Genomic DNA, 24,694 nt, shown 5'->3' with positions numbered 1-24,694 from the left:
GAAATGTCCGGACGACGCTCAGGCATCAAGCCGGCGGACGAGTTCCGGCCCGAGGAGAAAATCATGACCAAATCTGCATTGCGCGCTGTTGCGCTCGCCACCGCCATGTCGGCCGCAGCCTTCGCTGCCCACGCGAAAAATCCAGAGGTCGGCGGCGCTGCGATGTTCGACAACAAGAACATCGTCGAGAACGCCATGAATTCCAAGGATCACACGACGCTGGTCGCAGCCGTCAAGGCGGCCGGCCTCGTCGGCACGCTCGAGGGCAAGGGTCCCTTCACCGTCTTTGCACCGACCAACGAGGCCTTCGCCGCCCTGCCGGACGGCACCGTCGAGACGCTGCTGAAGCCGGAAAACAAGGAGAAGCTGACCAAGGTGCTGACCTGCCACGTGGTCGCGGCCGACGCGATGTCCAAGGCGGTCGCCAAGATGATCAAGGACGACGGCGGCGAACACGACATCAAGACCGTCGGCGGCTGCGTGCTGAAGGCCAGGGAAAGCATGGGCAAGATCACGCTGACCGATGAAAACGGCGACGTCGCCCATGTGACGATCGCCGACGTCAAGCAGTCGAACGGCGTCATCCATGTCGTCGATAAGGTGCTGTTGCCGAAAACGTAAAGCCCGCCCTTGTTGGCAGAGGCAGGGCCTTTCCTTGGCGCGGATGGCCGCCCCTCACCCTAACCCTCTCCCCGTTAAAACGGGGCGAGGGGACGTGCCCTGCGAGGAGTTAAAGGGGAACGGAAGGCCGCGGCATGTTCCTTCGCCCCGCGGGCGGGGAGAAGGTGGCGGCAGCGGATGAGGGCAGGAGGCGATCTCTACTTCCAGGTCGCGATGCCGACCGTTTCGGCGATCGCCTGACGCAGATCGTCCAGCCCGTCACCTTTTTCCGAAGACGTGGACAGCACGGCGGGATAGGCGGCAGGGCGCTTGCGGATCTTATCCGCCGTCTCGGCGATGAGCTTCGGCACGGCGGGCGCCTTGATCTTGTCGGTCTTGGTGAGAACCACCTGGTAGGAAACGGCGGCCTTGTCGAGCAGGGTCAGCACGTCCTCATCGTTCTTCTTGATGCCGTGGCGGCTGTCGATCAGCACATAGACGCGTTTCAGCGTCGCGCGGCCGCGCAGATAATCGAAGACCAGCTTGGTCCACTTGTCGACCTGTTCCTTCGGCGCCTGCGCGTAACCATAGCCCGGCATGTCGACGATCGCCATCGGCGGCAGGTCGTCGGCCTCGCCGGAATAACCGTCCGGAACGAAATAATTGAGTTCCTGCGTGCGCCCCGGCGTGTTGGAGGTGCGCGCAAGGCCCTTCTGCCCGACCAGCGCATTGATCAGCGACGATTTGCCGACATTCGAACGGCCGGCAAAGGCCACTTCCAGCGGCCCTTCCGGCGGCAGGAAATTGAGCGACGGTACGCCGCGGATGAAGATCCAGGGATGGCCGAAGAGCGGCTTTTCGGTGTCGGGCATGCGGGCTCAGCAACCTCCGGGTTGGGTCTCTTGTCGGGCTTCGTGGTTTTGCAGGCAGATGTCAAGCTTCAGAGGCGCCGCGCACGGGCATGCCTTGCCTCTCTCGCGACGGCTGGAAACGAAAAGCCCCGCCGGAGCGGGGCTTGACGCGCGTTATTTCGATGAGGCCGCTTTTCGTCGGAAGATGCCCTTCAGATTGTCGAAGAGTTCGATCTTGACGCCGTGACGCTTCATGATCAGCGATTGCTGCAGCACCGAGAGGGTGTTGTTCCAGGCCCAGTAGATGACGAGGCCGGCCGGGAAGCTTGCCAGCATGAAGGTGAACACCAGCGGCATCCAGTTGAAGATCATCGCCTGCGTCGGATCGGGCGGGGTCGGGTTCATGCGCATCTGCACGAACATGGTGATGCCCATGATCAGCGGCCAGACACCGAGATGCAACAGTGTCGGCGCTTCGAAGGGCAGCAGGCCGAACAGATTGACGATCGTCGTCGGATCGGGCGCCGAAAGATCCTGGATCCAGCCGAAGAACGGCGCATGCCGCATCTCGATGGTGATGTAGATCACCTTGTAGAGCGAGAAGAAGATCGGGATCTGCAGCGCCACCGGCCAGCAGCCGGCGATCGGGTTGATCTTCTCTTCCTTGTAGAGCTGCATCATTGCCTGCTGCAGTCCCATGCGGTCGTCGCCGAACTTGGCCTTCAGCTCTTCCATCTTCGGCTGCACGCGCTTCATGTTCGCCATCGAGGCATATTGCTTGCTGGCGAGCGGGAAGAACAACAGCTTGACGACGATGGTCGTGCACAGGATCGCCACGCCGAAATTGCCGAAGAAGCGGAAGAAGAAGTCCATCATCGTGAACATCGGCTTGGTGATGAAATAGAACCATCCCCAGTCGATCAGCCGGTCGAATTTCGGGATCGAATAGGAAGCTTCATAGCCGTCGATGACCGGCACTTCCTTGGCGCCGGCGAAGACCAGGTTCTTGAGCTCGACCGACTGGCCCGGCGCAACGGTGAAGGCGTCGTCCTTGTAGTCGGCCTGATAGCGCGGCTGGCCGTCGGCAAAATGCGAGAAGCGCGCTTCATAGGCCGACGTCTGCGGCGGAACGATCGTCGCCGCCCAGTATTTGTCGGTGATGCCGAGCCAGCCGCCGGTGGACTTGGCCGGCTGCACCGGTTCCTTTTCGACGGCGCTGTATTTGGTTTCGATCAGGCCATCGTCGCCGATGACGCCGATGAAGCCTTCATGCAGAACGTAGACCGAGGGGGTCGTCGGCTTGTTGTAACGCGTGACGCGGCCGTAGGAGGAAAGCGAGGCGGGTGCCTGGCCGGCATTCTCGATCTTGTCGGTGACGCTGAACATATAGCGGTCGTCGACTTTGATCGTCCGGGTAAAGGTCAGGCCCTTATCGTTGGTGTAGGAGAGCGTCACCGGCGTCTTTTCGGTGAGCTTGGCGCCCTCGGGTACCGTCCAGAGCGTCGTGGGACCCGGAACGGCACCGGTCGCGTCGCTGCCGATATAGCCGAGTTCGGTGAAATATCCGTCCTTGGTTTCCGCCGGGCTGAACAGGGTAATGATCGGGCTCGAGTCGTCGACGGTCTCGTGATAGCCCTTGAGCTTCAGGTCGTCGAGGCGGGCGCCGGCAAGGTTGATCGAGCCGGAAAGGGCGGGAGTATCGATAGCAACGCGCGGGGTTTTTGCGAGCGCCTGCTCGAGCGTCGCCGTCGCGGCCGCCTGGCCGGATGGTGCCGAACCGCTCGTCTGGGCCGGCGCCTGGCCGCCTGCCGCTGGCTGCTGCACCTGCTCGGTCTGCTGCTGCGCCTTCTGGGCTTCCTGCGTCTTGCGCTGAGCCTCGATACGCGGATTCATGTAGAGAAACTGCCAGCCGAGGACGATCAGCACCGAGAGAGCGATCGCAATGAAGTAATTGCGGTTGTTTTCCATCATACGTTCCTGGGGCGTCCGTCTCCGGAGCGCCGGTGTTTCGGCCTGGTTTCCACGCGGGATTTCAGTTCCGCAGTCAATTCTTTGAAGGACGCCTCAAGCACGTCCCTGCGCGCGACAACCACATAGTCGTGTCCGGGCTGCATTGCAAACCCCGCATGAAGCCGCACCGCCTCTTTCAGGCGCCGCCGCATGCGGTTCCGTTCGACCGCGTTGCCATGTTTTTTGGTGACTGTGAAACCGACGCGGGCTCGGCTGTCGGGTTCCCTCCGGTCGAGGACTTCGAGGAGGAAGAGGCCGCCGCGGCGTTTTTCGCCTTCGCGCACGGCAAGAAACTGCGGGCGGCTTTTCAGCCGCCCGACAGTGTATTTTTGTTCTTTGGTCGTCAATTCGCCCGCCATCTCTTCTCGGGCAACCCGGCCTTAGGCCGAGAGACGCTTGCGGCCCTGCGCGCGGCGGGCAGCGATGACCTTGCGGCCACCCTTCGTGGACATGCGCGCACGGAAGCCGTGGCGACGCTTGCGGACAAGCTTGGATGGTTGGTAGGTACGCTTCATTTATTTAAACACCGCGGAGTGCGGCCCTTCTTGAATTTGCATTATGCAAGGAGCGTTGTTTTTCGAACGGGCGGGCCAAGAAAGGCCTGAATGACCGGACGTGCGGCGGCTTATACGGATGAAGCCCGGAAAAGTCAATTATACCGGACGAATTCCAATCGGCACTTGGTTCGACTGTGATTTTTCGCACTGCGGTGTTAAGAAATAGCGATTGCGCTAAGCGGTTGCAGTATTGTTGCATCCTCAAGTTTATTTCCCGCCGACACGCCATTTTATAGCGAAAGCACATCTCGGTGACTGCTCAAACCCATAGAATTTCATTGGCGCAATCGTAAACATTGAACACAACTTTAATCAATTTCGCCGATGTTGAGCCCATGGGCTGGAGATTTGCTTTCCAGGACCGTGTGGTAGCTAGGGAGCATTGCATTGAAGATCCGCGGCAAAATTAACCTGCTGGTTTCCGTGATGGGCGCGGTCGCGCTTCTGATCGGCGCAACGGCACTGTCCGCCATGCGCGAATATAACCGCAATCTCACAGCCTATGAGCATGCTGCCGCTCGCGCCTATGCCGGTGAACGCCTCAACCGTTTCGTCACGGCTGTGGTCATGGAATCGCGCGGCATTTACGCCGCCAAGGATATCAAGGATACGCCGAACTTCGCCAAGGGCCTGATGGCCGGCCTCGACGAGATCGACAAGGTCATTGCCGGCTGGGCGCCGCTCGTCCCCGATAGCGAAAAGGAATCTTTTGCCAAGCTCGTCGCTAGGTCCGCGGAATTCCGCACGTTCCGTACGGAAACGGCCCGCCTCGGCACCGAAGTCGGCCCCGAGGCCGCCAGCCAGCAGGGCAACAATGAGGCCAACCGCGCCAATCGCAAGGCCTTCCAGGCCGAAATCGACGCGGTCGTCGCCATCGACAAGGCCGCGCTCCAGGCCGTCAACGACGAGATCGAGAGCTTCCGCACCTGGATCCTCGTGCTCGTCCTCAGCATCACCGGCATCGGCATCGCGATCGGCGTCGGCATGGGCTTTTATATCGGCACCAGCCATCTGAGCCGCCCGATCAAGCGCGTCACCCATGCCATCAAGGAGGTCGCCGACGGCAATTTCGACGCCGAGGTCCCCTTTGCCGGCCGCAAGGACGAAATCGGCGAAATGGCCGCAGCGGTCGCCGTCTTCAAGGAGAACGGCCTTGCCGTCAAGCGCCTGAACGCGCAGGAAGTGGCCATGCGCGCCAAGAGCGACGACCTGCAGTCGTCCATGTCGGTCGTCGTCGCCGCGGCTGCTGCGGGCGATTTCAGCCATCGCATCACCAAGGATTACGAGGAGGACAACCTCAACCGGTTCGCCGGCAACATCAACACGCTGCTGTCGAGCGTCGATGCCGGCGTCGGCGAGACCCGCCGCGTCATCGCCAGCCTTGCCGAAGGCGACCTTACCCAGACGATGAACGGCAGCTTCCAGGGCGCCTTCGCCGAGCTGCAGCAGAACGTCAACAATACTTTCGCGACGCTGCAGGCGACGATGCGCGAAGTGCGCGAGACGACGGAAGCGATGAACGGGAACACCGCCGAGCTGCGCAATGCGAGCGACGACCTCTCGAAGCGCACCGAGCAGCAGGCAGCAGCCCTCGAACAGACATCGGCAGCGCTCGATCAGATCACCGCCGTCGTCCAGAACTCCACCGAGCGGGCGCATGAAGCCACCGTCATGGTCTCTGAAGCCAAGGACAAGTCAGGCGCTTCCGGCGTCGTCGTGCGCAACGCCGTCGAGGCCATGGGCCGCATCGAGCAGGCCTCGCGTGAGATCAGCCAGATCATCAATGTCATCGACGAGATCGCCTTCCAGACCAATTTGCTGGCGCTGAACGCCGGCGTCGAGGCGGCGCGTGCCGGCGAGGCCGGAAAGGGCTTTGCGGTCGTCGCCCAGGAAGTGCGCGAACTCGCCCAGCGTTCGGCGACCGCCGCCAAGGACATCAAGGCGCTGATCACCAAGTCGGGCGACGAAGTGCAGGTCGGCGTCAAGCTCGTCCAGGCGACCGGCGAGGCGCTGGCGGAAATCGGCACCCGGGTCATCGCCATCAACGACCATATCCATTCGATCGCCACGGCTGCGACCGAGCAGTCGACCGGCCTCAAGGAAGTCAATACCGCCGTCAACCAGATGGATCAGGTCACGCAGCAGAACGCTGCGATGGTGGAGGAGACATCCGCCGCCACCCATAGGCTCTCGGCCGAAGCCAACGGGCTGGTGCACCTCATTGCGCGCTTCAAGCTTTCGAATGCAGCCGCACCGGTTGCGCTTGCCCGCACCGAGGCGCACAAGCCCGTCGCCTCGCCTGCCCGCCGGGCGGTTGCCAAGGTCGCCCGCGCCTTCGGCGGCAGTGCGGCGGCCGCCGAACAGAGCTGGGAAGAATTCTGATCCTTCCTAAGAAAGCGCTTTCGAACGCCGCCTCCGGGCGGCGTTTTTGTGACGACATGACGCTGCTCGCAAAGATTTGAAAGCGGAGCCTATTGGTCTAATATAGAGCTCCAGAGCATGATGCCGAAAAGTGTAAGCGGTTTTCGAACGGCATCATGCTCTAACAGATAAGCGAGAACAGGATTGGTTTTAGGCCGGCCAAGTCTGAAACCAATCCTGTTCTCGCGGTGAGGGCGGCCGCGCCGCCGATCGGGCGAGAGAAAATGCCGGTGCAAGACCAGGGCAATAATCCTTCGGCGGAAAACCCGGCGGCCGGCGAGGCCGCCAAGGGCCGCTGCCCGTCTGCCGGTCTGTTCGGCGGGCTGTCCGGCAAGCTGCTCTGGCTCACCGTCTTCTTCATCATGCTCGCCGAAATCCTGATCTTCTTCCCGTCGGTGGCCAGCATGCGCCTGCGCTGGCTGCAGGACCGGCTGAACACGGCCGCCGCCGCCGCCATCGTCATCGATGGGCTGCAGCCGATCGAGCTGCCGCGCGCCCTGCAGAAGGAGACGCTGGAAGCGACGGGCACGAAGGCGATCGTGCTGCGCAAGGACGGCACCTCGCGGCTGCTGGCGACGACCGATATGCCGACCTCTGTCGACGAAGCCTACGACCTCACCGACGTGCCGCCGCTGACGGCGATACGCGACGCGCTCGATACCTTGGTCTTCGGCGGCAACAGGATGATCCGTGTCTATGGCCCCGTCGGCGAAACCAGCACCGGCGTCGAGGTTGTCATGAAGGACAAACTGCTGCGCCGGGCAATGTTCGCCTACTCTCGCAACGTTCTCCTGCTCTCGGTGCTGATCTCGCTCTTCACGGCGACGCTGATCTTCTTTGCGATCAACCGCATCCTCATCGGCCCCATCCGCCGGCTGACCGGCAGCATGCAGCAATTCTCCTCGGATCCGGATAATCCAGCCCATATCTATATCGGCGACGGCGGCCGCGACGAGCTGGCAGTCGCCGGCCGCAACCTGACCTCGATGCAGATGGAGCTGCAGAAGACGCTGAAGCAGCAGAAGAACCTCGCGGCTCTCGGGCTCGCCGTTTCCAAGATCAATCACGACATGCGCAATATCCTGGCATCCGCGCAGCTGATGTCAGACCGGCTGGTCGATGTCGACGATCCGATGGTCAAGAGCTTCGCGCCGAAGCTCTTGCGCACCATCGATCGCGCCGTCGGTTACACGACCGAGGTCCTGTCCTACGGCAAGGCGAGCGAATCGGCGCCGCGCCGCCGCCATGTCCGCCTTCTGGAGCTGACCCAGGACGTCAAGGACATGCTGGCGATCGAGCCGCAGAGCGGCATCGAATTCGTCGAGCAGATCGGCGTCGATCTCGAGGTCGATGCCGATGGCGAGCAGCTTTTCCGTGTCATCCACAATCTCTGCCGCAACGCGCTGCAGGCGCTAACGTCGCCGGGTGAGGGCGGACCGGGCTCTCTCAGGCGCATCACCGTCGCCGCTCAGCGCGTCGGCAGTGTCGTCAGCATCACCGTTGATGATACCGGCCCCGGCATGCCGCTGAAGGCGCGCCAGAACCTCTTTGCCGCCTTCCGCGGCTCGGCCCGCTCCGGCGGAACCGGCCTCGGCCTTACCATCGCCCGCGAACTGGTGCTCGCCCATGGCGGCACGATCGCGCTTGTCGAAAAGCCGACGGTCGGCACGCAGTTCCGCATCGAGATCCCCGATCGCCCGGTTTCCCTGGAGGATTACCGCAGCCGGGCGCACTTCGAAAAGTGACATGATTTCCGAAGGCGCGGCCGCTGGCGGACAAAGACGCGATTTTTTTCGAAATGCTCTTGCAATGTCCGAAAGGACCCTTTAGAGGATCGCCCACGCAAGCGGCTCCGCCGCATTTTGCACGCACCCGTAGCTCAGCTGGATAGAGCACCAGACTACGAATCTGGGGGTCAGGAGTTCGAATCTCTTCGGGTGCGCCATTCTTCTTCCCAGTCTGATTTCCCAAGCTCTCGCGGCATCTCGGCGCGCAAGCCTGCTTTTATGACCTGATCGAGCAAGAACTGCACGACGGTTGCGATCTGTTGCCGCAACCGATACCGTTGCCGCACATTGCTAATTCGATATTGAATGATGATCAGTTTTCTCCGTATCTTCTGCGCCCTGTTGTGGCGCTCGGTTTTGGTTTTGGCCCTCAACGCCGTAATCACCTACTGGCTGTCTCGTCTGGCCGGCTCGTTGCTCGTGCAGACCGAACTTCTGGTGAAGCTTCGACTTTCGCTGTCGTTTCTGCCTGCTGGCATTATCTTCGCGGTGCTGGCCGCGCGGGTTAGAAATGCCGATAGCCTATTGCTCGAGAGACGATCGCCGCTGCCGCTGGCTCGATGGGGGCAGGCTTATCTTTCCCTGGCGGGGTGCGCGTTCCTGATCGTGGCCATCAGCTGCATTGCGGCGTTCGTCGCGCATACCGATTTTTGGCTTGCTCTGCGCACAGTGCTTCCACTCCCCATGTTTCTGCTTTTCTGGGTCGCAGTGTCTGTTTGGCAGGCGAGATCGCGCAGCGTTCACTCCGGGAGCGATGATCGGCTCTCCCGATCAGCATAGTTTCGCGCAACCTTCCGCATGTATGTGCGAAGTGACGAACTGCGAGGCGCTTTCGGCCAGAGGAATGCATGGTGGTGGGAATTTTTCGGGCTCTGGGCGTCGCGGCGATGATGATGGCCCTTGCCGGCTGCATCGATCGCGCCAACGAGCCCGTGCTCCTGGCCATCGGCGTGCCGGTCAATCCGCCCGGCGTGGCGCACAGCATTTGCATGACCGACGGCAATGCCATGTATGGCGAGGCGAAGAGGCAGTATGAGGTACGCGCGCAGCTGACCGGCTATGCTCAGGCTGACGCGCTGGAAGCGGAAACGATCGCGCGCGCCGCCGCTCACAGGCAATATGTGGCCTGCATCTCCGCCCAGGGTTACCGGACATTGTACGCGAATTGAGAATAGAGAATTCGCGTTTCCTTTCCGCACTGCTTGAGCTCCTGCTTCCGATCGCGACTTTTCACGTTTTCAGGCGATAAAATCACGCCGGATCGCCTGCAATCACGAGTTTTGGAAACTGTGCGTGAGCGCGGAACTCCTGATGGCGGGAGGGCATTTTTCCGGGATAAATCCAGAAGGAGGATTTATCATGAAGATGTTCAATCTCGTTCCCTCCACCGTCGCGCTCGGCACTCTTCTCGCCCTTGCGTCGTTTCCCCCAGCTCAGGCAGCACCGGCGCAGACGGTTTGGCCGTCTGGCGTCTCCGTAAAAACGGCGCAATTCAAGCCACATGCCGGCACTTGGCACGGCTATCAAGGCTTCCGCACCGAGCACCCCGGCACCCGGCGCCGCTCCGACGGCTACTGGTATCCGCTTGCCGCATTCGGCGTCGAGGCCGGCGCCACGGGCTCCATCATCCGTCAGCCGGTGAACAGGCCGGCGCCGGCGCCAATGTGCAACCCTACGTTTTCGGGATCGATCGGTCCCGGCAGCATGCCTTGCGATAACGGCTATTGAGCCGGCAAATGAAAGAGGCGGCGACGAGCCGCCTTTTTCTTCGCCGGAGCACCGCTCACATGTTTGTGACCGCCCTTCCGGCGCCGTGGAATGTGACAGATCCGCTCCCTAACTGGTCGGCGTAAATTCGCTACATCCTCCCAAGGAGACGATAATGACCACTATCTTCAAGAGCGGCCTGACGGCCGTTGCCTTCGGCGCGGTCCTCGGCCTTTCGGCTTTCTCAGCCGGGGCGGCCCCCCTTCAGTCGAGTGCTGTCGAACAGCCTGCCGTCGAGCGTCCGGCTGCCCGGGCCGAGACTAGGACACAGCATGACAGAAGCACGACGGGTTCGATCGGCCAGCGCGCTTCGGAAGGCACGGGCTCGTCCATGCCTTACATGATGAACCCGAAGAAGCCGCTGAACATGGATTGCAAGCTCGGCTTCAACCCGACGAGCAGCTCCGGCTGCAACTACTGAGGACGCAGCGGCCTTCGCGAAAGGCGGTCTCAGGACCGCCTTTTTCGCTCGGTTTGGGCTGGGAACTCGGTGTCCAGGCGAACACCCGTCAGCCGTTCCGAAACATCAGACCGCTTTCTCACGCCCGGCCGGAGCGATCTTTGCGAGTTTCGGCAAGCCCTTCATTTCATAAAAGCCGTCCGGACCGCATATGACGCCGCCCTCCGCCTCGGCTGCGGTCGCCGCGAACAATGTCGGAAGCGCACGGCGGTCCAGCTGGGTTGGTCCGGTATCTGATCAGTGGTCCAGCTGCTCATCCGGGTTTTCCTGCTCGAACCTGCCCGTGAGTGCTCCGGTTGATCACCGCTAGGTCACCCATCTGAAAGGCATGACAAGAAAACATTGCACTAAATGCAAAAATTCTATAGATGAAAAAATACATCGATTGCTTCTGGGCGACGTCGTCGAGAAGATGAACGCCAAGGGCCTGGCGTTTGCCTTGGAATTGCCACGCTCGCCGCGATGGTCGCATTCATAGTCAATCGAATTTCAGACAGGCGGGATATCATGATCGCAAAAACTGCATGCTCCGATTTCCTGCACTTTTTTCGCTCCTGGATCAGCAACCCTCTTCGCGTCGCCGCCATCGCACCGTCTGGTGATTCTCTTGCCAGGATCATGACGAGCGAAATTGCCGCGCTGGACGGGCCGATCATCGAACTCGGTCCCGGCACGGGCGTTTTCACCCGCGCGCTTCTGGGGCGCGGCGTGAGCGAAGCCGATCTGACGCTGATCGAATACGGCCCGGAATTCATCGCGGCGCTGCAGGCTCGTTTTCCGGCCGCACGTGTCCTGCAGATGGACGCGGCCCATCTCGCCCAGGCCGATATCTTCGAGGGCGAACCGGTCGGCGCCGTGATCAGCGGCCTGCCGCTGCTCTCCATGTCGCCGCGCAAGATCGCGTCGATCCTTGCCGGCGCCTTCACCTATATGCGGCCGGGCGGAGCCGTCTATCAGTTTACCTATGGCCCGCGCTGCCCGGTGCCGAGACCAATTCTCGATCGCCTCGGCCTGAAGGCGGTGCGCATCGGCGGCACGGTACGGAATCTGCCGCCGGCCTCCGTCTACAGAATTTCGCGCCGCAAACCGCTGGAACTCTCGCGTGAGCGCGTCAGATATCGTGGCAGCGAAGCCGAGATCGAGGATATCGCTGCCTTTTCCGACCAAACGGGCGGCTGAACAGAATGATGCCGGGCAGGAATGGCTGAGAGCAAGCGGACGCAATCGACGGAAGGCAGACGGGAACGCAAACGGCGGCAGACGCGCGAGCGCATCGAGCAGGCTGCCATGAGCCTCTTTCTGGAGCGCGGCTTCGACGCCACGACGATTGAGGACATTACCGAGGCGGCCGATATCTCCAAGCGCAGCTTCTTCGATTATTTCCCATCCAAGGAAGAGGTCGTTTTCGCCTGGCAGGATTCCTTCGCCGATCGCCTGATGGCGGCGGTTGCGGCAAGGCCGGCGGAAGAGCCCTCCGTCAAGGCGGTGGAGGCGGCGATCATGGCGACCCTTGTCGCTTCCGCCGACGAGAGGGGCATGGCGCTGCATGAACTCATTCGGGGCACGCCGGCCTTGAAGGCCCGCGACCAATTGAAATACGCCAAGCTCGAACAGAAGCTCGCCGAGGCGCTACTCCAGCGCAAGGGAAACGATGCGGCTGAAGGTCCCCGCATGCGCATCCTTGCGGCGATCGTCATCGGCGCGATGCGCGTTGGTGGTGAACTCTGCCAGCAGCGTCCGCCGGGCGCCTCTCTGCAAGATTTTGCAGAGGAGACTTTCGCCGAACTCTGGAAGACGCTGGCGGAATTCGGCGACGAGGTGAAAAGCCGGCGCTCTTGAGGCCTCACATCGCAGGCAATTTTCAGACCCGTCACTGTTATCCGGCTTGGCGCCTTCCTATATGCTCAGGCGTCGCAGCGGCCACATTTCTTCCTATCACCTCGATCGGCGGGTCATCGCCATGCCGGGCTTCGCCATCGATCCAGCGAAATTTCGAATTCGAAAAGCATTTGCCGCTTCCGACGGTTCTACCGATTTTGAATGATTTTTTCACCAGGAGAGGAACGATCATGTCCAGTCATAACGCAGACAAGTCAGGCACCTTCAAGATCGGCGGCGATATCGAGATCAATCGTCTCGGTTTCGGCGCCATGCGCGTCACCGGCAAGGGTATCTGGGGCAAGCCGGACGATCACGACGAGTCCATCCGCACGCTCAAGCGCCTGCCGGATCTCGGCGTCAACTTCATCGATACGGCCGATTCTTATGGTCCGGATGTTTCGGAGTGGCTGATCAAGGAGGCGCTGCATCCCTATGGCGGCAAATCCATCATCGCCACCAAGGGCGGCCTCACCCGCCACGGCCCCGATATCTGGCTGCCGGTCGGCCGGCCCGAATATCTGATCCAGCAGGCGCATAAGAGCCTGCGCAATCTGGGGCTCGAGCAAATCGATCTCTGGCAGCTGCATCGCATCGACCCGAAGGTCCCGGCCAAGGAGCAATTCGATGCGATCAAATCGCTGCTCGATGCCGGTCTCATCCGCCATGCGGGTCTGAGCGAAGTCTCCGTCGCCGATATCGAGGCCGCCTCGAAGCACTTTAAGGTCGCAACCGTCCAGAACCGCTACAATCTCGTTGACCGCACCAGCGAGGATGTCCTCGATTACTGCGCCAAGCACAATATCGGCTTCATCCCTTGGTATCCGCTCGCTGCCGGCGATCTCGCCAAGCCGGGCTCCCTGCTCGATACGATTGCCAGGAAGCACGGCGCCGCACCGAGCCAGATCGCGCTCGCCTGGGTGCTGAAGCGCAGCCCCGTGATGCTGCCGATCCCCGGCACCTCCAAGGTCAAGCATCTCGAGGAAAACGTCGCGGCCGTGGATATCGTGCTCTCGGATGAAGAATTTTCGGCTCTGGACGCCGAAGGCAAAAAGCTCTTCAAGGCCGCATGACGGGCGCTACAAGAATAAAACGGTCGCGCCACGCGTGCGGCCGTTCGCCGGTGCATTTTTCGGCACAATTTCGACCATCTGGTCAAACATGCTGTAAAATGAGGCGGTCACCTGTTATTTTCACGGCAAGCCTTGCATTCAGCGCATTGCTGCATTGCGGTAATTTCGCTATTCCCGATCAAATGAATGGGGTACTTATATCTCCGTAAGCAGCGCACTCCTCCTCCCAGCGCTCTTACATCGGACTGACAACACTCCTCCTCCCAGTTGTCGGTCAGGATCAAGAGCCTGGCGCACCTCCTCCCGCGCCAGGCTCTTTTCTTTTTCCGCTCAGACTTTCCATCTCGTCTGGTTTGACTCGATAAGCGCCGTCGGACTATTTGAACGGGCGCCGCCTGTCCGGTGCGCGCACCGGTTGGAGTTTGATCATGATCGGCAAATGGCGCGTCTCCCATGCAACCATGGCAGGCCTTCTGGCGGCAGCGCTTGTACTCGCCGGCTGCGGTGGCAGGCCGGTCGGTGTCATGCAGGCGGCCGGTACAGTGCCGTCGGGCACGTCGAAGGTCGACCTGCTGGTGGCGACGACGCGGGCTGCCGACGATAATCCCGCCGTGCTCTTCTCCGGCGAACGCGGCACCGGGCTTGCTGTCAACGCCGTTGATGTCTCCATCCCGCCGGATGCCAACCGCAAGGTTGGCCAGGTGCAGTGGCCAAAACGCCTGCCGGCCGACCCCTTGCGCGATTTCGTCACCGTGTCCGTCGATCCGCTGGAAGGGGAGCGGGCGGGCGAGACCTGGCTGAAGACGCATATGCCGAAAAGCCGCCGCGTGCTGGTCTTCGTGCACGGCTTCAACAATCGCTATGAGGATGCCGTCTACCGCTTCGCCCAGATCGTTCACGATTCGCATGCCGACGTCGCCCCCGTCGTCTTCACCTGGCCTTCGCGCGCCAGCATCTTCGACTACAATTACGACAAGGAAAGCACCAACTACTCGCGCGACGCGCTGGAGGAGCTGCTGACCCGCACCGCCGCCAATCCCGCCGTCGGCGACATCACCGTCATGGCCCATTCGATGGGCACGTGGCTGACCGTCGAGGCGCTCCGGCAGATGGCGATCCGCAACGGCCACGTCGCCGGCAAGATCAACAATGTCATCCTCGCCTCGCCGGATCTCGATGTCGACGTCTTCGGCCGCCAGTTCGCAAGCCTTGGCAAGGACAAGCCGCATTTCACCATCTTCGTCTCGCAGGACGATCGGGCGCTGGCCCTGTCGCGCCGCATCTCCGGCAATATCGATCGCCTCGGCCAGATCGATCCCTCGGCCGAGCCTTACCGCAGCAAGCTCGAGGCGGCCGGCATCACCGTGCTCGACCTCACCAAGCTCAAGGGCGGCGACCGGCTTAACCATGGCAAGTTCGCCGAAAGCCCCGAGGTGGTGAAGCTGATCGGCGACCGGCTGATCGCCGGCCAGACCATCACCGATTCCAATGTCGGCCTCGGCGAGGCCGTGGGCGCGGTGGCGATGGGCGCTGCCCAGACCGCCGGAAGCGCGGTCGGCGTCGCCGTCAGCACGCCGATCGCCATCTTCGATCCGCGCACGCGGCGCAATTACGATGCCCAGCTGAAGCGCCTCGGCCAATCGATGAACAATACCGTCGGTTCGGTCGGCGACAGCGTCGGCGCGGGTCTGCCCGAAAGCCAGTAAAAATCCCACAGAGCAATTCCAGCAAAAGTGCACTGCGGTTTTGCGTTCGGAATTGCGTGAAAACAAAGAGATAGAGAATTTCCGTGCTTCGGAGAAAACGGAATTCTCTAGGCATCGCCGCCGATGTGATATATCAGAGTCGCTGCGGCAATCCTGTCTGCCGTGCGGTGGGTTGATGACATGGCGAATGAGACGAAGAAAAGGGTGGCCGTCGTCGGCGCCGGCGTGATCGGCGCGTCGATCGCTTTCGAGCTGCAGCGGCGTGGACTTCAGGTGACGCTGATCGACAAAGGCGAGCCGGGACGCGGCACCTCTTTCGGCAATATGGCGAGCATCGCGCTCGATTTCGCCGCCGGTTCCGGTCCTTCGACCTGGAAGAAGCTTCCCGGTTGGCTCATCGATCCGGAAGGCCCGGTCTGGCTGCGGCCCTCCTATGCGGCAAAGATGCTGCCCTGGTTCCTGCGCTTCCTCGCCGCCGGCCGGCCCTCACGTCTGAGCGAGATCGAGGATGCCGGCATGAGCCTGTCGCACCGGGCGCTCGGCGATTTCAGGGAGATGCTGCAGGCGATCGGCGCACCCGAATTGATGACGGAGGAGGGGTGCCTGGCGATTTACGAGACGGAGGCTGAATTCGCCGCCGATCGCGCCCATCTCGCCCTGATGCAGCGCTACGGGCTCGAATTCGAGGTCTTGAGCAATGGCGCCATCCAATATTACGAGCCGTCACTTTCCCCAGTGATTGCTAAAGCCGTGCTGCTCCCCGACAACAAGTCGATCCGCGATCCCTACAAGCTCGTCGTGAAGCTCGCCGATGCGGCGTTGGCCGCCGGTGCATCCTTCCTCTCCGGCGCCGTCAGGAACATCGAGCGCAGGGGTGACGGCACCGTTATCGCTCTGCTTGAGGATGGCAATCGCGTCGAAGTCGATTCCGTGGTGCTGGCCGCCGGCGTCCACACCCGTTTCCTGGCCGCAAAGCTTGGCGAGCCGATCCCGCTCGAAACCGAGCGCGGCTATCACACGCAGATCATGAAGCCCGGCATATCCATGCGCTATTCGGTGATCTGGCCGCATCGCGCCTTCATGGTGACGCCGACGGCGGGCGGCATCCGCGTCGGCGGCAATGTCGAACTCGCCGGTCTCGATGCCGCTCCGGATTTCCGCCGCCCGCGGGTGCTGGTTCGCCACGCCCAGCGCGCGCTTCCCGGTTTGAAGGCGGAGGAGACGACGGAATGGATGGGCCATCGCCCTGCATTGCCGGATACGATCCCGATCATTTCGCCGTCCTCGAAGATACCGGGCGTCTTTTATGCGACCGGCCACGGCCATCTCGGCCTGACCTATGCCGCAACGACAGCGCGGATGATCGGCGATATGGTGAGCGGCGTGAAGCCGTCGGTTCATGCGGCCCCGTTCCGTATAGACCGGTACTGATTGAGAACGATCCGCATTGGCGGGTGAACTGGAGGTTTCGATATGAGATGGAAGCGCACGATCCAGCTTCTCGACGTTCACGCCGAAGGTGAAATCGGCCGCGTCGCAATCGGCGGCGTTCCGAAAATCCCGGGCGATACCATTGCCGCCCAGCTGCATTGGCTGAACACCAATCCGAAGGGCGACGAGCTTCGCCGTTTCCTTTGCCTGGAGCCGCGCGGCGCCCCGATCGGCTCGGTTAATCTGCTGCTGCCGGCGAAACATCCGGAAGCGGACGCAGCCTTCATCATCCTGCAGCCCGACCAGGCGCATGCGAGCTCCGGCTCGAACTCCATTTGCGTCACCACGGCGCTGCTCGAATCCGGCATCGTCGAGATGAAGGAGCCGGAAACGGTCGTGACGCTCGAAACTGCGGCCGGCCTCGTCAAGGCGACGGCCACCTGTCGCGACGGGCGCTGCGAGAAGGTCCGCCTCACCATGGTGCCGTCCTTCGTGCATGAGCTCGACGTCGAGATCGACACGCCGCATTGGGGAAGGATCAAGGCCGATATCTGCTATGGCGGCATCTTCTATGCGCTCGTCGATGTCGGCCAGATCAACCTGACGATCGAGAAGGCCAATGCCGCCGGCCTCGTCCAGGCCGGCATGATCCTCAAGGATCTGATCAACCGCGACATCAAGGTCGTTCATCCCGAGATCCCGGCAATCTCAGGCATCGCCTACGTCATGTTCCGCGATACCGAAGCCGACGGCACGGTGCGCACCTGCACCACCATGTGGCCGGGCCGCGCCGACCGCTCGCCCTGCGGTACCGGCAATTCCGCCAATCTCGCCACTCTCTATGCCCGCGGCAAGGCCAAGGTCGGCGACAGCTTCACCTCGAAATCGATCATCGGTTCGGAATTCGAGGTCGGCCTGCAGGCGGTGACCGAGGTCGCCGGCCGCCCGGCGGTTATCCCCACCATCACCGGCCGCGGCTTCACCTTCGGCCTCACCCAGGTGGCCCTCGACCCTTTCGACCCGCATCCCGGCGGCTTCGCGCTCACGGATGTCTGGGGGCCGTCGGCGGGGGAGATCTAGACGCTTCCTAAGGTTGAGGGGCGGAAATTCGCGGGGTCGGCCCCTCATCCGGCTGCCGCCACCTTCTCCCCGCAAGCGGGGAGAAGGGACGCGCCGCGGCCTCTCCGTTCCTCGCTCACCTCTCGTTGGGCACGTCCCCTCGCAGGCGGGAAGAGGGTTAGGGGTAAAGGGCACACGCAGGCCAGGCATCACTTATCGCCCGCAACCTAATAAACGAACGGATCCACCTCCGCCTGCGTCCCCGCCTCCTTCGGATAGATCACCCCCTTGCGCAGGATGATATTGGCATAGAGCCTGGGCTCGCTGGTCTGGATCACCGCATGGGCGGCTTTCACCCGGCCGTAGAAATCCGGGCCTATCAGTGGCACCACCTGCCGATGCGGTTCGTGCCGCGCGCAGCAGTCGATCATCTCCTCATGTACGGGATCGAGCTTGTCGCGCTCGGCCTTGACGGTCGAGCGGAAGATCGCCTCGGGCACGAAATCGTCGATCGGCAGGACGCTGAGGACGGCGTTGAGCACCGGAATGAGGCGATGGCCGTCGAGACGGATCAGCCGGCGTGCATGTTCGACGCCCGGGTAATTGCCGTCGACGATGGCGATCTCGTCGCCATGGCCCATGGCGCGCAGCGTGAACAGCAATTCCGGGCTCAGAAGCGGATCAAGTCCCTTCAGCATGGTCTACCTCCTTGAAGAGTACGTTCTGGTCTGTGAGATAACGCGCAAAGATCGGCAGGCTGGCGCCGCCGATGGCGCGGGCCTGCGCGCCGACCGCGCCTTCGATGATTTCGGGCATCACGACGCCCTGCAGGTCGAGCTTGGCGGCTTCGTCGATCGTCGCCTGCACGACGCGGCTGCGCACCCAATGGGGAAAGCCGCCGTCGATAACGGCGGCGCTGAAGTCGACGATGGAGGCGGCGGCGACGATCGCCTGCGCAAGCGCCTTGGCGGTGTCCTGGATCCAGATCTCCATCGGCTCGCCGAAATCCACCCAGTCGTCAGCGGAATACCAGAGCGGCTCGGGATCGATGCCGCGCTCGCGCAGCATGTTTTCCAAAACGAAGATCGAGGCGATTTCGAGCAGCTGCTTGGTTTCGCCGTTCCTGTCGCGCACGGGCAGCGGGCCGATGGCGCCGGCCGTGCCGGTGCGGCCGGAAAAGATCGCCGAATTCAACACGATGCCGCCGCCGATGAAGGAGCCGATGAAGAAATAGACGAAGTCGGGATAGGAGGGGCCGACGCCGAAGACGAGCTCGGCGCCGCAGGCGCTGGTCGCATCGTTCTGCAGGAAGACGGGATGGGAGACACGCGCGGCGATATCGGCCTGCAGGTCGACATCCCGCCAGACTTCCATGGCGCCGGGCGGCGCGCCGACTTCCTCGGCCCAGTTCCAGAGCTCGAAGGGAGCGGCGATGCCGAGGCCGGCAATGCGGCTGCGCTGCTTGTCGTCGAGCCGGCTCTCGATCTCCTCGATGCCTGCGGTGACGAAGGCGAGGATTTCATGCGGCAGCGGATAGGCATAGGTCTGGTGCAGCTGCATGCGGATGCGGCCGACGAAATCCATCAGCACCAGATCGGCGCTGCGCCGGCCCATCTTCAGGCCGAAGGAATAGACCGCGTCGGGATTGAGATGCATCGGGATTGACGGCTGGCCGACCCGGCCGCGCACCGGCGCCCCGCGCGACAGTAGCCCCTCCTTTTCCAAGACCCGCATGATGACCGAGACGGTCTGCGCCGACAGGCCGCTGCGGCGCGCGATATCGGCCTTCGACAGGGCGCCGTAGAGGCGCACCAGCGACAGCACGAGCCGCTCGTTATAGGCGCGCACCCTGACCTGGTTCGCACCCCCGGCCGGATTGAGAATTGGCGGCGGGACCGGTGTGTGTTCCGGCCCATCCAAAGACGACATGGCCGCTCCTCCCGAGCGTTGGCCTCTTGCATGGTCCCTCGGTTCGGAATCGATCCGAGGGTGAATTACGCAGTAGCTGAAAGCGGTACGGCGGCCGTCTCTGCGTTTGAAAAGGCGCGACGCCGTACATCCTAATTCGATTGAGCATGCCACATCGAATTAATAATTCAATTGGATTTATTTATTGACAAGCCGATTTCTTTCGCTCTTAATTGCCGTCGTCAAGGGCACGGGCGGCTTCGGAAGCGGCAGCGACCGAAGCGAAGTGTCACATCTCGAAAATTCCGGCCCGCATGGGCGGCGCCGGCAAACTCTGGGAGGAGTTCATGAAGAAATCAGTTCTCGCTTTCGGCGCGCTCGCGCTCGGCGTCGCTTTCTCTGCACCTGCAATGGCGGCAGACGTTTCCGCCTGCCTCATCACCAAGACCGACACCAATCCCTTCTTCGTCAAGATGAAGGAAGGCGCGACCGCCAAGGCCAAGGAACTCGGCGTTTCGCTGAAGTCTTACGCCGGCAAGATCGATGGTGACAGCGAAAGCCAGGTCGCCGCGATCGAAAGCTGCATCGCCGACGGCGCGAAGGGCATCCTGCTCACGGCTTCGGACACAAAGGGCATCGTGCCTGCGGTCAAGAAGGCCCGCGACGCTGGCCTGCTGGTCATCGCACTCGACACGCCGCTCGAGCCGGCTGACGCCGCCGACGCCACCTTCGCCACCGATAACCTGCTCGCCGGCAAGCTGATCGGCCAGTGGGCCAAGGAAACGCTCGGCGACAAGGCTGCAGATGCCAAGGTCGGCTTCCTCGACCTGACGCCGTCGCAGCCGACGGTCGACGTTCTCCGCGACCAGGGCTTCATGATCGGTTTCGGCATCGACCCGAAGAATCCGGACAAGATCGGCGACGAAGACGACAAGCGCATCGTCGGCCATGACGTGACCAACGGCAATGAAGAAGGCGGCCGCAAGGCCATGGAAAACCTTCTGCAGAAGGATCCGGGCATCAACGTCATCCACACGATCAACGAGCCGGCCGCTGTCGGCGCCTATCAGGCGCTGAAGGCCGTCGGCATGGAAAAGAACGTGCTGATCGTTTCGGTCGACGGCGGTTGCCCTGGCGTCAAGTCGGTCAAGGAAGGCGTCATCGGCGCCACCTCGCAGCAATATCCGCTGCTGATGGCGTCGCTCGGTATCGAGGCGATCAAGAAGTTCGCCGACTCGGGTGAAAAGCCGAAGCCGACCGAAGGCAAGTCCTTCTTCGACACCGGCGTCTCGCTCGTCACCGACAAGCCGGTTTCCGGCGTCAAGTCGATCGACACCAAGGAAGGCACGGACAAGTGCTGGGGCTGAGCCCTGCCTGATTATTGAAGCATACCGGCCGGGGGCTTGATCCCCGGCCGTTTTGGACGGACGATGTGCCGTCACCCCACCGGCTAAGCAACGAACGGATGAATATGGGTGGCGGCCTCCGCGCGGGTTCGGCGCGCGGATGCGGAGGAGGAACCATGACCGGAACTCAGGAATTCGAACGCGTCCTCGACGGCAGCGACAAGAACGTCGCCTCCTTCGAGCACCAGGACGTCTCGCTGATCAAGCGTGCGCAGCATTTTCTGCACTCGACGCCGGCCGCCGTGCCGCTGATCGTGCTGGTGCTGGCGATCATCATCTTCGGGGCAACGATCGGCGGACGGTTCTTCTCGTCCTATACGCTGACGCTGATCCTGCAGCAGATCGCCATCGTCGGTATTCTCGGCGCCGCCCAGACGTTGGTCATCCTGACCGCCGGCATCGACCTTTCGATCGGCGTCATCATGGTGATCTCGGCTGTCATCATGGGCAATGTCGCCATCACCTACGGCATACCGACGCCGATCGCCGTGATCGGCGGCCTCCTCGTCGGCGGCCTCTGCGGCTTGCTGAACGGCTTCCTCGTCGCCTTCATGAAACTGCCGCCCTTCATCGTCACGCTCGGTACCTGGAATATCGTCATGGCGACGAATTTCATCTATTCCGCCAATGAGACGATCCGCGATACCGATGTCGACGAACAGGCGCCGCTGCTGCATCTTTTCGCCGCGAGTTTCAAGGTCGGCAGTGCCGTTCTGACGCTCGGCGTCATCGCCATGGTGCTGCTCGTCCTCCTGCTCTGGTACATTCTCAATCACACCGCCTGGGGGCGGCATGTCTATGCGGTCGGCGACGATCCGGAGGCGGCAAAGCTCTCCGGCATCCAGACCAAGAAAGTGCTGCTGACCGTCTATACGATTTCGGGTGTCATCGCCGCCTTCGCCGCCTGGGTCTCGATCGGCCGCAACGGCTCGATCTCGCCCTCCTCGGCGGTCACCGATTATAACCTGCAGGCGATCACCGCGACTGTGATCGGCGGTATCTCGCTCTTCGGCGGCCGCGGCTCCATTCTCGGCACGCTCTTCGGCGCCATGATTGTCGGCGTCGTGTCGATGGGCCTCAACATGCTCGGCGCTGACCCGCAATGGAAAGTCCTCTTGACGGGCGTGCTGATCATCGCCGCCGTCGCCATCGACCAGTGGATCAGAAAGGTTTCGGTGTAATCATGGCTCGCGAACCCCTTCTCACCGCCCGCGGTCTGGTCAAGCGTTATGGCCGCGTGACCGCCCTCGACAATGCCGATTTCGACCTTTACCCCGGCGAAATCCTCGCCGTCATCGGCGATAACGGCGCCGGCAAGTCCTCGCTGATCAAGGCGATTTCAGGCGCCGTCACCCCGGATGAGGGTGTGATCACCCTCGAAGGCCGGCAGGTGCAGTTCCGCTCGCCGATGGAAGCGCGCGAAGCCGGCATCGAGACCGTCTACCAGAACCTCGCTTTGTCGCCGGCGCTGTCGATCGCCGACAACATGTTCCTCGGTCGCGAGATCCGTAAAAAGGGGCCGCTCGGCTCGCTGTTCCGCATGCTCGACCGGCCGGCGATGGAAAAGCTGGCGCGCAACAAGCTTTCCGAACTTGGGTTGATGACCATCCAGAACATCAATCAGGCGGTGGAGACGCTCTCCGGCGGTCAGCGCCAGGGTGTCGCAGTTGCCCGCGCCGCCGCCTTCGGCTCGAAGGTCATCATCATGGATGAACCGACGGCCGCCCTCGGTGTCAAGGAAAGCCGCCGCGTGCTGGAGCTGATCCTCGATGTGCGTGCCCGTGGCCTGCCGATCGTGCTGATCTCCCACAACATGCCGCATGTCTTCGAGGTGGCCGACCGGATCCATATCCACCGCCTCGGCCGGCGCCTCACGGTGATCAATCCGAAGGAATACACCATGTCGGACGCCGTCGCCTTCATGACCGGCGCCAAGGCGGCGCCCACGGAGCCCGTTGCTGCATGAGTGCACGCATCGATGAAATCGCCGGCGAGGTGCTTACCCGCGCCGGCGATGCCAAACGGTTCCTCATCGCCATTGCCGGCCCGCCGGGTTCGGGCAAATCGACGATGGCCGACAATCTGGCGGCGGCGCTGAAATCCAAGGGCGAAAGCGCCGCAGTCCTGCCGATGGACGGCTTCCATATGGATAACGCCATCTTGATCGAACGCGGCCTGCTGGCGCGCAAGGGCATTCCCGAGACCTTCGATGTCCGCGGTTTCCTGGATATCGTCCGCGCCGTCAGGCCGGCCGACCAGGAGGTTCTGGTGCCGGTATTCGACCGCTCGCGCGAACTCGCCATTGCTTCGGCCCGGCCGATCGATCCCAAGGACCGCTTCATCATCATCGAGGGCAACTATCTGCTCTTTACGCAGGGCAAATGGGCCGAACTCGACGGCATCTTCGATTTTTCGATCATGCTGGCGCCGCCGATCGAAGTGCTCGAGGAGCGGCTCTGGGCGCGCTGGCGCGGCTATAATCTCAGCGAAGAGGCCGCCAGCGCCAAGGTCTACGGCAACGACCTGCCGAACGGCCGCCTGATCCTTGAAAACCGCCGCCCGGCCGATGTGACGCTGGAGATCGAGCTCGCATAACGCCACGGCGATTGTCTTGATGTAATAGTTGGTGGTATCAGGCCGCAGACGCATCGCTTCGGAGGTCTGCCATGCAATCGATCACCATCCGCCGCCCTGACGACTGGCATCTGCATCTGCGCGACGGCGCCATGCTGGAAGGCGTGATCGCCGATACGAGCCGCACCTTCGCCCGCGCCATCATCATGCCCAATCTCGTGCCGCCGGTCGTCACCACAGCGGATGCGAGGGCCTATCGCGAGCGCATCCTCAAGGCGCTGCCGGACGGTCATCGCTTCCAGCCGCTGATGACGCTTTATCTCACCGAGCATACAAACCCGGACGATGTGGAAGAGGGCGCCAGAAGCGGCCTCATCACTGCCGTCAAGCTCTATCCGGCCGGCGCCACCACCAATTCGCATGGCGGCGTGCGCGACATGGAAAAGGCGATGCCGGTGCTGGAGCGCATGGCGAAGATCGGCCTGTCGCTCTGCGTCCATGGCGAGGTGACGACGCCTGACGTCGATATCTTCGATCGCGAAGCCGTCTTCATCGAAACCGTGCTCGATCCGCTGCGCACGCGCCTGCCGGAGCTGAAGGTCACGATGGAACATGTGACGACATCGGACGGCATCGACTACATCAAGGCCGCCAAGGGCAATCTCGCCGGCTCGATCACCACCCATCATCTGATCATCAACCGCAACGCCATCCTCGTCGGCGGCATCCGTCCGCATTATTACTGCCTGCCGGTCGCCAAGCGCGAAAACCACCGTCTGGCGCTGCGCGCCGCCGCCGTGAGCGGTGATGCCCGCTTCTTCCTCGGCACGGATTCGGCCCCGCATGTCGATCCGCTGAAGGAATGCGCCTGCGGCTGTGCCGGCATCTACACCTCGATCAACACGATGAGCTGCCTCGCCCATGTCTTCGAGGAAGAGGGCGCTCTCGACAGGCTCGAAGCCTTCACCTCGCTGAACGGGCCGGCCTGGTACGGGCTAGCCCCGAACGAGGAGCGCATCACGCTGTCACGGCAGGCCGAGCCGGTCGTTTTTCCCGCGAAGATAGAAACCGGAGCTGGTCCAGTGACGGTTTTCGATCCCATGTTTCCGCTGCACTGGCAGCTTTTAACCTAAAATTCACCTCCCATATTCAATTTTAAATAGATTTTTGCCGGAAACCTTGCGCGCGGTGTTAAATCCGTAACAT

At 62.2% G+C, this 24,694-nt stretch carries 24 protein-coding genes and 1 tRNA gene; 19 read left to right on the top strand and 6 right to left on the bottom strand.

The annotated features are described in order from the left end of the window. Window positions 1–63 precede the first annotated feature (63 nt). Window positions 64–621, top strand: coding sequence for a fasciclin domain-containing protein (locus ATY77_RS10960; protein ID WP_088687430.1), 558 nt, complete (start codon window positions 64–66; stop codon window positions 619–621). 197 nt (window positions 622–818) lie between these two features. Here ATY77_RS10960 and yihA read toward each other — a convergent pair whose 3' ends face one another. The 4 genes from yihA to rpmH all read right to left on the bottom strand — a co-directional run bounded on the left by yihA (window position 819) and on the right by rpmH (window position 3,976). Further along, the gene (gene yihA / locus ATY77_RS10955; protein WP_088687332.1) at window positions 819–1,472 is read right to left on the bottom strand and encodes a ribosome biogenesis GTP-binding protein YihA/YsxC; all 654 of its coding nucleotides are present in this window, start codon (window positions 1,470–1,472) and stop codon (window positions 819–821) included. A gap of 153 nt (window positions 1,473–1,625) precedes the next feature. Continuing rightward, complete coding sequence (gene yidC / locus ATY77_RS10950; protein WP_088687331.1) at window positions 1,626–3,419, bottom strand: membrane protein insertase YidC; 1,794 nt, start codon at window positions 3,417–3,419, stop codon at window positions 1,626–1,628. Further along, window positions 3,419–3,820, bottom strand: a complete 402-nt coding sequence (gene rnpA / locus ATY77_RS10945; RefSeq protein ID WP_088687330.1) for a ribonuclease P protein component — start codon at window positions 3,818–3,820, stop codon at window positions 3,419–3,421. Before rnpA ends, yidC begins: the two co-directional genes overlap by 1 nt. A gap of 21 nt (window positions 3,821–3,841) precedes the next feature. Further along, the gene (gene rpmH / locus ATY77_RS10940; protein WP_008524438.1) at window positions 3,842–3,976 is read right to left on the bottom strand and encodes a 50S ribosomal protein L34; all 135 of its coding nucleotides are present in this window, start codon (window positions 3,974–3,976) and stop codon (window positions 3,842–3,844) included. 429 nt (window positions 3,977–4,405) lie between these two features. On the opposite strand from rpmH, the gene ATY77_RS10935 reads away from it, so the two are divergent. From ATY77_RS10935 to ATY77_RS10870, 13 genes are all read left to right on the top strand, one after another. Next, the gene (locus ATY77_RS10935; protein WP_088687329.1) at window positions 4,406–6,400 is read left to right on the top strand and encodes a methyl-accepting chemotaxis protein; all 1,995 of its coding nucleotides are present in this window, start codon (window positions 4,406–4,408) and stop codon (window positions 6,398–6,400) included. Window positions 6,401–6,663: 263 nt separating this feature from the next. Further along, window positions 6,664–8,184, top strand: a complete 1,521-nt coding sequence (locus ATY77_RS10930) for a HAMP domain-containing sensor histidine kinase (protein WP_088687328.1) — start codon at window positions 6,664–6,666, stop codon at window positions 8,182–8,184. A 123-nt stretch (window positions 8,185–8,307) separates the two neighbouring features. Next, a tRNA-Arg gene (locus ATY77_RS10925) sits at window positions 8,308–8,384 on the top strand. A 148-nt stretch (window positions 8,385–8,532) separates the two neighbouring features. Further along, window positions 8,533–9,006, top strand: coding sequence for a hypothetical protein (locus ATY77_RS10920; RefSeq protein ID WP_088687327.1), 474 nt, complete (start codon window positions 8,533–8,535; stop codon window positions 9,004–9,006). Window positions 9,007–9,074: 68 nt separating this feature from the next. Continuing rightward, complete coding sequence (locus ATY77_RS10915; RefSeq protein ID WP_088687326.1) at window positions 9,075–9,395, top strand: hypothetical protein; 321 nt, start codon at window positions 9,075–9,077, stop codon at window positions 9,393–9,395. A gap of 190 nt (window positions 9,396–9,585) precedes the next feature. Then, on the top strand, window positions 9,586–9,954 hold the full coding sequence (locus tag ATY77_RS10910; RefSeq protein WP_088687325.1) for a cell surface protein: 369 nt from the start codon (window positions 9,586–9,588) through the stop codon (window positions 9,952–9,954). Between the two features lie 154 nt (window positions 9,955–10,108). Further along, entirely contained in the window at window positions 10,109–10,414 is a 306-nt protein-coding gene (locus ATY77_RS10905; RefSeq protein ID WP_088687324.1) for a hypothetical protein, read from the top strand. 546 nt (window positions 10,415–10,960) lie between these two features. Next, entirely contained in the window at window positions 10,961–11,632 is a 672-nt protein-coding gene (locus ATY77_RS10900) for a methyltransferase domain-containing protein (RefSeq protein ID WP_088687323.1), read from the top strand. A gap of 21 nt (window positions 11,633–11,653) precedes the next feature. Next, window positions 11,654–12,292: a TetR family transcriptional regulator gene (locus ATY77_RS10895; protein ID WP_088687322.1), complete on the top strand. Its 639-nt coding sequence runs from the start codon at window positions 11,654–11,656 to the stop codon at window positions 12,290–12,292. Between the two features lie 230 nt (window positions 12,293–12,522). After that, complete coding sequence (locus ATY77_RS10885; protein ID WP_088687320.1) at window positions 12,523–13,404, top strand: aldo/keto reductase; 882 nt, start codon at window positions 12,523–12,525, stop codon at window positions 13,402–13,404. A gap of 428 nt (window positions 13,405–13,832) precedes the next feature. After that, a complete protein-coding gene (locus ATY77_RS10880) occupies window positions 13,833–15,110 on the top strand; it encodes an alpha/beta hydrolase (RefSeq protein ID WP_088687319.1) in 1,278 nt (425 codons plus the stop codon). A 180-nt stretch (window positions 15,111–15,290) separates the two neighbouring features. Continuing rightward, window positions 15,291–16,541, top strand: coding sequence for an FAD-dependent oxidoreductase (locus ATY77_RS10875; protein ID WP_088687318.1), 1,251 nt, complete (start codon window positions 15,291–15,293; stop codon window positions 16,539–16,541). A 42-nt stretch (window positions 16,542–16,583) separates the two neighbouring features. Further along, the gene (locus ATY77_RS10870) at window positions 16,584–17,621 is read left to right on the top strand and encodes a 4-hydroxyproline epimerase (protein WP_088687317.1); all 1,038 of its coding nucleotides are present in this window, start codon (window positions 16,584–16,586) and stop codon (window positions 17,619–17,621) included. A 206-nt stretch (window positions 17,622–17,827) separates the two neighbouring features. Here ATY77_RS10870 and ATY77_RS10865 read toward each other — a convergent pair whose 3' ends face one another. Both ATY77_RS10865 and ATY77_RS10860 read right to left on the bottom strand, forming a co-directional pair. Beyond that, window positions 17,828–18,298 (bottom strand): RbsD/FucU domain-containing protein, encoded by a 471-nt coding sequence (locus ATY77_RS10865; protein WP_088687429.1) that lies wholly within the window; start codon window positions 18,296–18,298, stop codon window positions 17,828–17,830. Then, on the bottom strand, window positions 18,282–19,529 hold the full coding sequence (locus tag ATY77_RS10860) for an ROK family transcriptional regulator (RefSeq protein ID WP_088687316.1): 1,248 nt from the start codon (window positions 19,527–19,529) through the stop codon (window positions 18,282–18,284). The genes ATY77_RS10865 and ATY77_RS10860 overlap by 17 nt, the downstream gene beginning before the upstream one ends. A gap of 326 nt (window positions 19,530–19,855) precedes the next feature. Here ATY77_RS10860 and ATY77_RS10855 point away from each other — a divergent pair, with 326 nt between their 5' ends. The 5 genes from ATY77_RS10855 to pyrC all read left to right on the top strand — a co-directional run bounded on the left by ATY77_RS10855 (window position 19,856) and on the right by pyrC (window position 24,621). Then, window positions 19,856–20,875 carry a sugar ABC transporter substrate-binding protein gene (locus tag ATY77_RS10855; RefSeq protein WP_088676967.1) on the top strand — a complete coding sequence of 340 codons (1,020 nt, stop codon included), beginning with the start codon at window positions 19,856–19,858 and terminating at the stop codon, window positions 20,873–20,875. Between the two features lie 155 nt (window positions 20,876–21,030). Next, the gene (locus ATY77_RS10850; RefSeq protein ID WP_088676690.1) at window positions 21,031–22,095 is read left to right on the top strand and encodes an ABC transporter permease; all 1,065 of its coding nucleotides are present in this window, start codon (window positions 21,031–21,033) and stop codon (window positions 22,093–22,095) included. A 2-nt stretch (window positions 22,096–22,097) separates the two neighbouring features. Beyond that, complete coding sequence (locus ATY77_RS10845; RefSeq protein WP_088676691.1) at window positions 22,098–22,880, top strand: ATP-binding cassette domain-containing protein; 783 nt, start codon at window positions 22,098–22,100, stop codon at window positions 22,878–22,880. After that, window positions 22,877–23,509, top strand: coding sequence for a nucleoside triphosphate hydrolase (locus tag ATY77_RS10840; RefSeq protein ID WP_088687315.1), 633 nt, complete (start codon window positions 22,877–22,879; stop codon window positions 23,507–23,509). Before ATY77_RS10845 ends, ATY77_RS10840 begins: the two co-directional genes overlap by 4 nt. 71 nt (window positions 23,510–23,580) lie before the next feature. Further along, complete coding sequence (pyrC, locus tag ATY77_RS10835; protein WP_088687314.1) at window positions 23,581–24,621, top strand: dihydroorotase; 1,041 nt, start codon at window positions 23,581–23,583, stop codon at window positions 24,619–24,621. Window positions 24,622–24,694 lie beyond the last annotated feature (73 nt).

The organism is Rhizobium sp. R634 (assembly GCF_002211305.1).
In the GTDB taxonomy this organism is placed as follows: domain Bacteria; phylum Pseudomonadota; class Alphaproteobacteria; order Rhizobiales; family Rhizobiaceae; genus Rhizobium.
This window is presented reverse-complemented; position numbering and strand designations above follow the sequence as displayed.

What these genes read in the sequence shown, in the direction of transcription:
- ATY77_RS10930 (WP_088687328.1), top strand. Translation starts at nt 6,664, where the DNA reads ATGCCGGTGCAAGACCAGGGCAATAATCCTTCGGCGGAAAACCCGGCG.
- ATY77_RS10865 (WP_088687429.1), bottom strand. Translation starts at nt 18,298, where the DNA reads ATGCTGAAGGGACTTGATCCGCTTCTGAGCCCGGAATTGCTGTTCACG.
- pyrC (WP_088687314.1), top strand. Translation starts at nt 23,581, where the DNA reads ATGCAATCGATCACCATCCGCCGCCCTGACGACTGGCATCTGCATCTG.
- rpmH (WP_008524438.1), bottom strand. Translation starts at nt 3,976, where the DNA reads ATGAAGCGTACCTACCAACCATCCAAGCTTGTCCGCAAGCGTCGCCAC.
- ATY77_RS10910 (WP_088687325.1), top strand. Translation starts at nt 9,586, where the DNA reads ATGAAGATGTTCAATCTCGTTCCCTCCACCGTCGCGCTCGGCACTCTT.
- ATY77_RS10960 (WP_088687430.1), top strand. Translation starts at nt 64, where the DNA reads ATGACCAAATCTGCATTGCGCGCTGTTGCGCTCGCCACCGCCATGTCG.
- yidC (WP_088687331.1), bottom strand. Translation starts at nt 3,419, where the DNA reads ATGGAAAACAACCGCAATTACTTCATTGCGATCGCTCTCTCGGTGCTG.
- ATY77_RS10845 (WP_088676691.1), top strand. Translation starts at nt 22,098, where the DNA reads ATGGCTCGCGAACCCCTTCTCACCGCCCGCGGTCTGGTCAAGCGTTAT.
- yihA (WP_088687332.1), bottom strand. Translation starts at nt 1,472, where the DNA reads ATGCCCGACACCGAAAAGCCGCTCTTCGGCCATCCCTGGATCTTCATC.
- ATY77_RS10840 (WP_088687315.1), top strand. Translation starts at nt 22,877, where the DNA reads ATGAGTGCACGCATCGATGAAATCGCCGGCGAGGTGCTTACCCGCGCC.
- ATY77_RS10880 (WP_088687319.1), top strand. Translation starts at nt 13,833, where the DNA reads ATGATCGGCAAATGGCGCGTCTCCCATGCAACCATGGCAGGCCTTCTG.
- ATY77_RS10850 (WP_088676690.1), top strand. Translation starts at nt 21,031, where the DNA reads ATGACCGGAACTCAGGAATTCGAACGCGTCCTCGACGGCAGCGACAAG.
- ATY77_RS10920 (WP_088687327.1), top strand. Translation starts at nt 8,533, where the DNA reads ATGATGATCAGTTTTCTCCGTATCTTCTGCGCCCTGTTGTGGCGCTCG.
- ATY77_RS10855 (WP_088676967.1), top strand. Translation starts at nt 19,856, where the DNA reads ATGAAGAAATCAGTTCTCGCTTTCGGCGCGCTCGCGCTCGGCGTCGCT.
- ATY77_RS10870 (WP_088687317.1), top strand. Translation starts at nt 16,584, where the DNA reads ATGAGATGGAAGCGCACGATCCAGCTTCTCGACGTTCACGCCGAAGGT.
- ATY77_RS10860 (WP_088687316.1), bottom strand. Translation starts at nt 19,529, where the DNA reads ATGTCGTCTTTGGATGGGCCGGAACACACACCGGTCCCGCCGCCAATT.
- ATY77_RS10915 (WP_088687326.1), top strand. Translation starts at nt 9,075, where the DNA reads ATGGTGGTGGGAATTTTTCGGGCTCTGGGCGTCGCGGCGATGATGATG.
- ATY77_RS10905 (WP_088687324.1), top strand. Translation starts at nt 10,109, where the DNA reads ATGACCACTATCTTCAAGAGCGGCCTGACGGCCGTTGCCTTCGGCGCG.
- ATY77_RS10875 (WP_088687318.1), top strand. Translation starts at nt 15,291, where the DNA reads ATGGCGAATGAGACGAAGAAAAGGGTGGCCGTCGTCGGCGCCGGCGTG.
- rnpA (WP_088687330.1), bottom strand. Translation starts at nt 3,820, where the DNA reads ATGGCGGGCGAATTGACGACCAAAGAACAAAAATACACTGTCGGGCGG.
- ATY77_RS10885 (WP_088687320.1), top strand. Translation starts at nt 12,523, where the DNA reads ATGTCCAGTCATAACGCAGACAAGTCAGGCACCTTCAAGATCGGCGGC.
- ATY77_RS10900 (WP_088687323.1), top strand. Translation starts at nt 10,961, where the DNA reads ATGATCGCAAAAACTGCATGCTCCGATTTCCTGCACTTTTTTCGCTCC.
- ATY77_RS10895 (WP_088687322.1), top strand. Translation starts at nt 11,654, where the DNA reads ATGGCTGAGAGCAAGCGGACGCAATCGACGGAAGGCAGACGGGAACGC.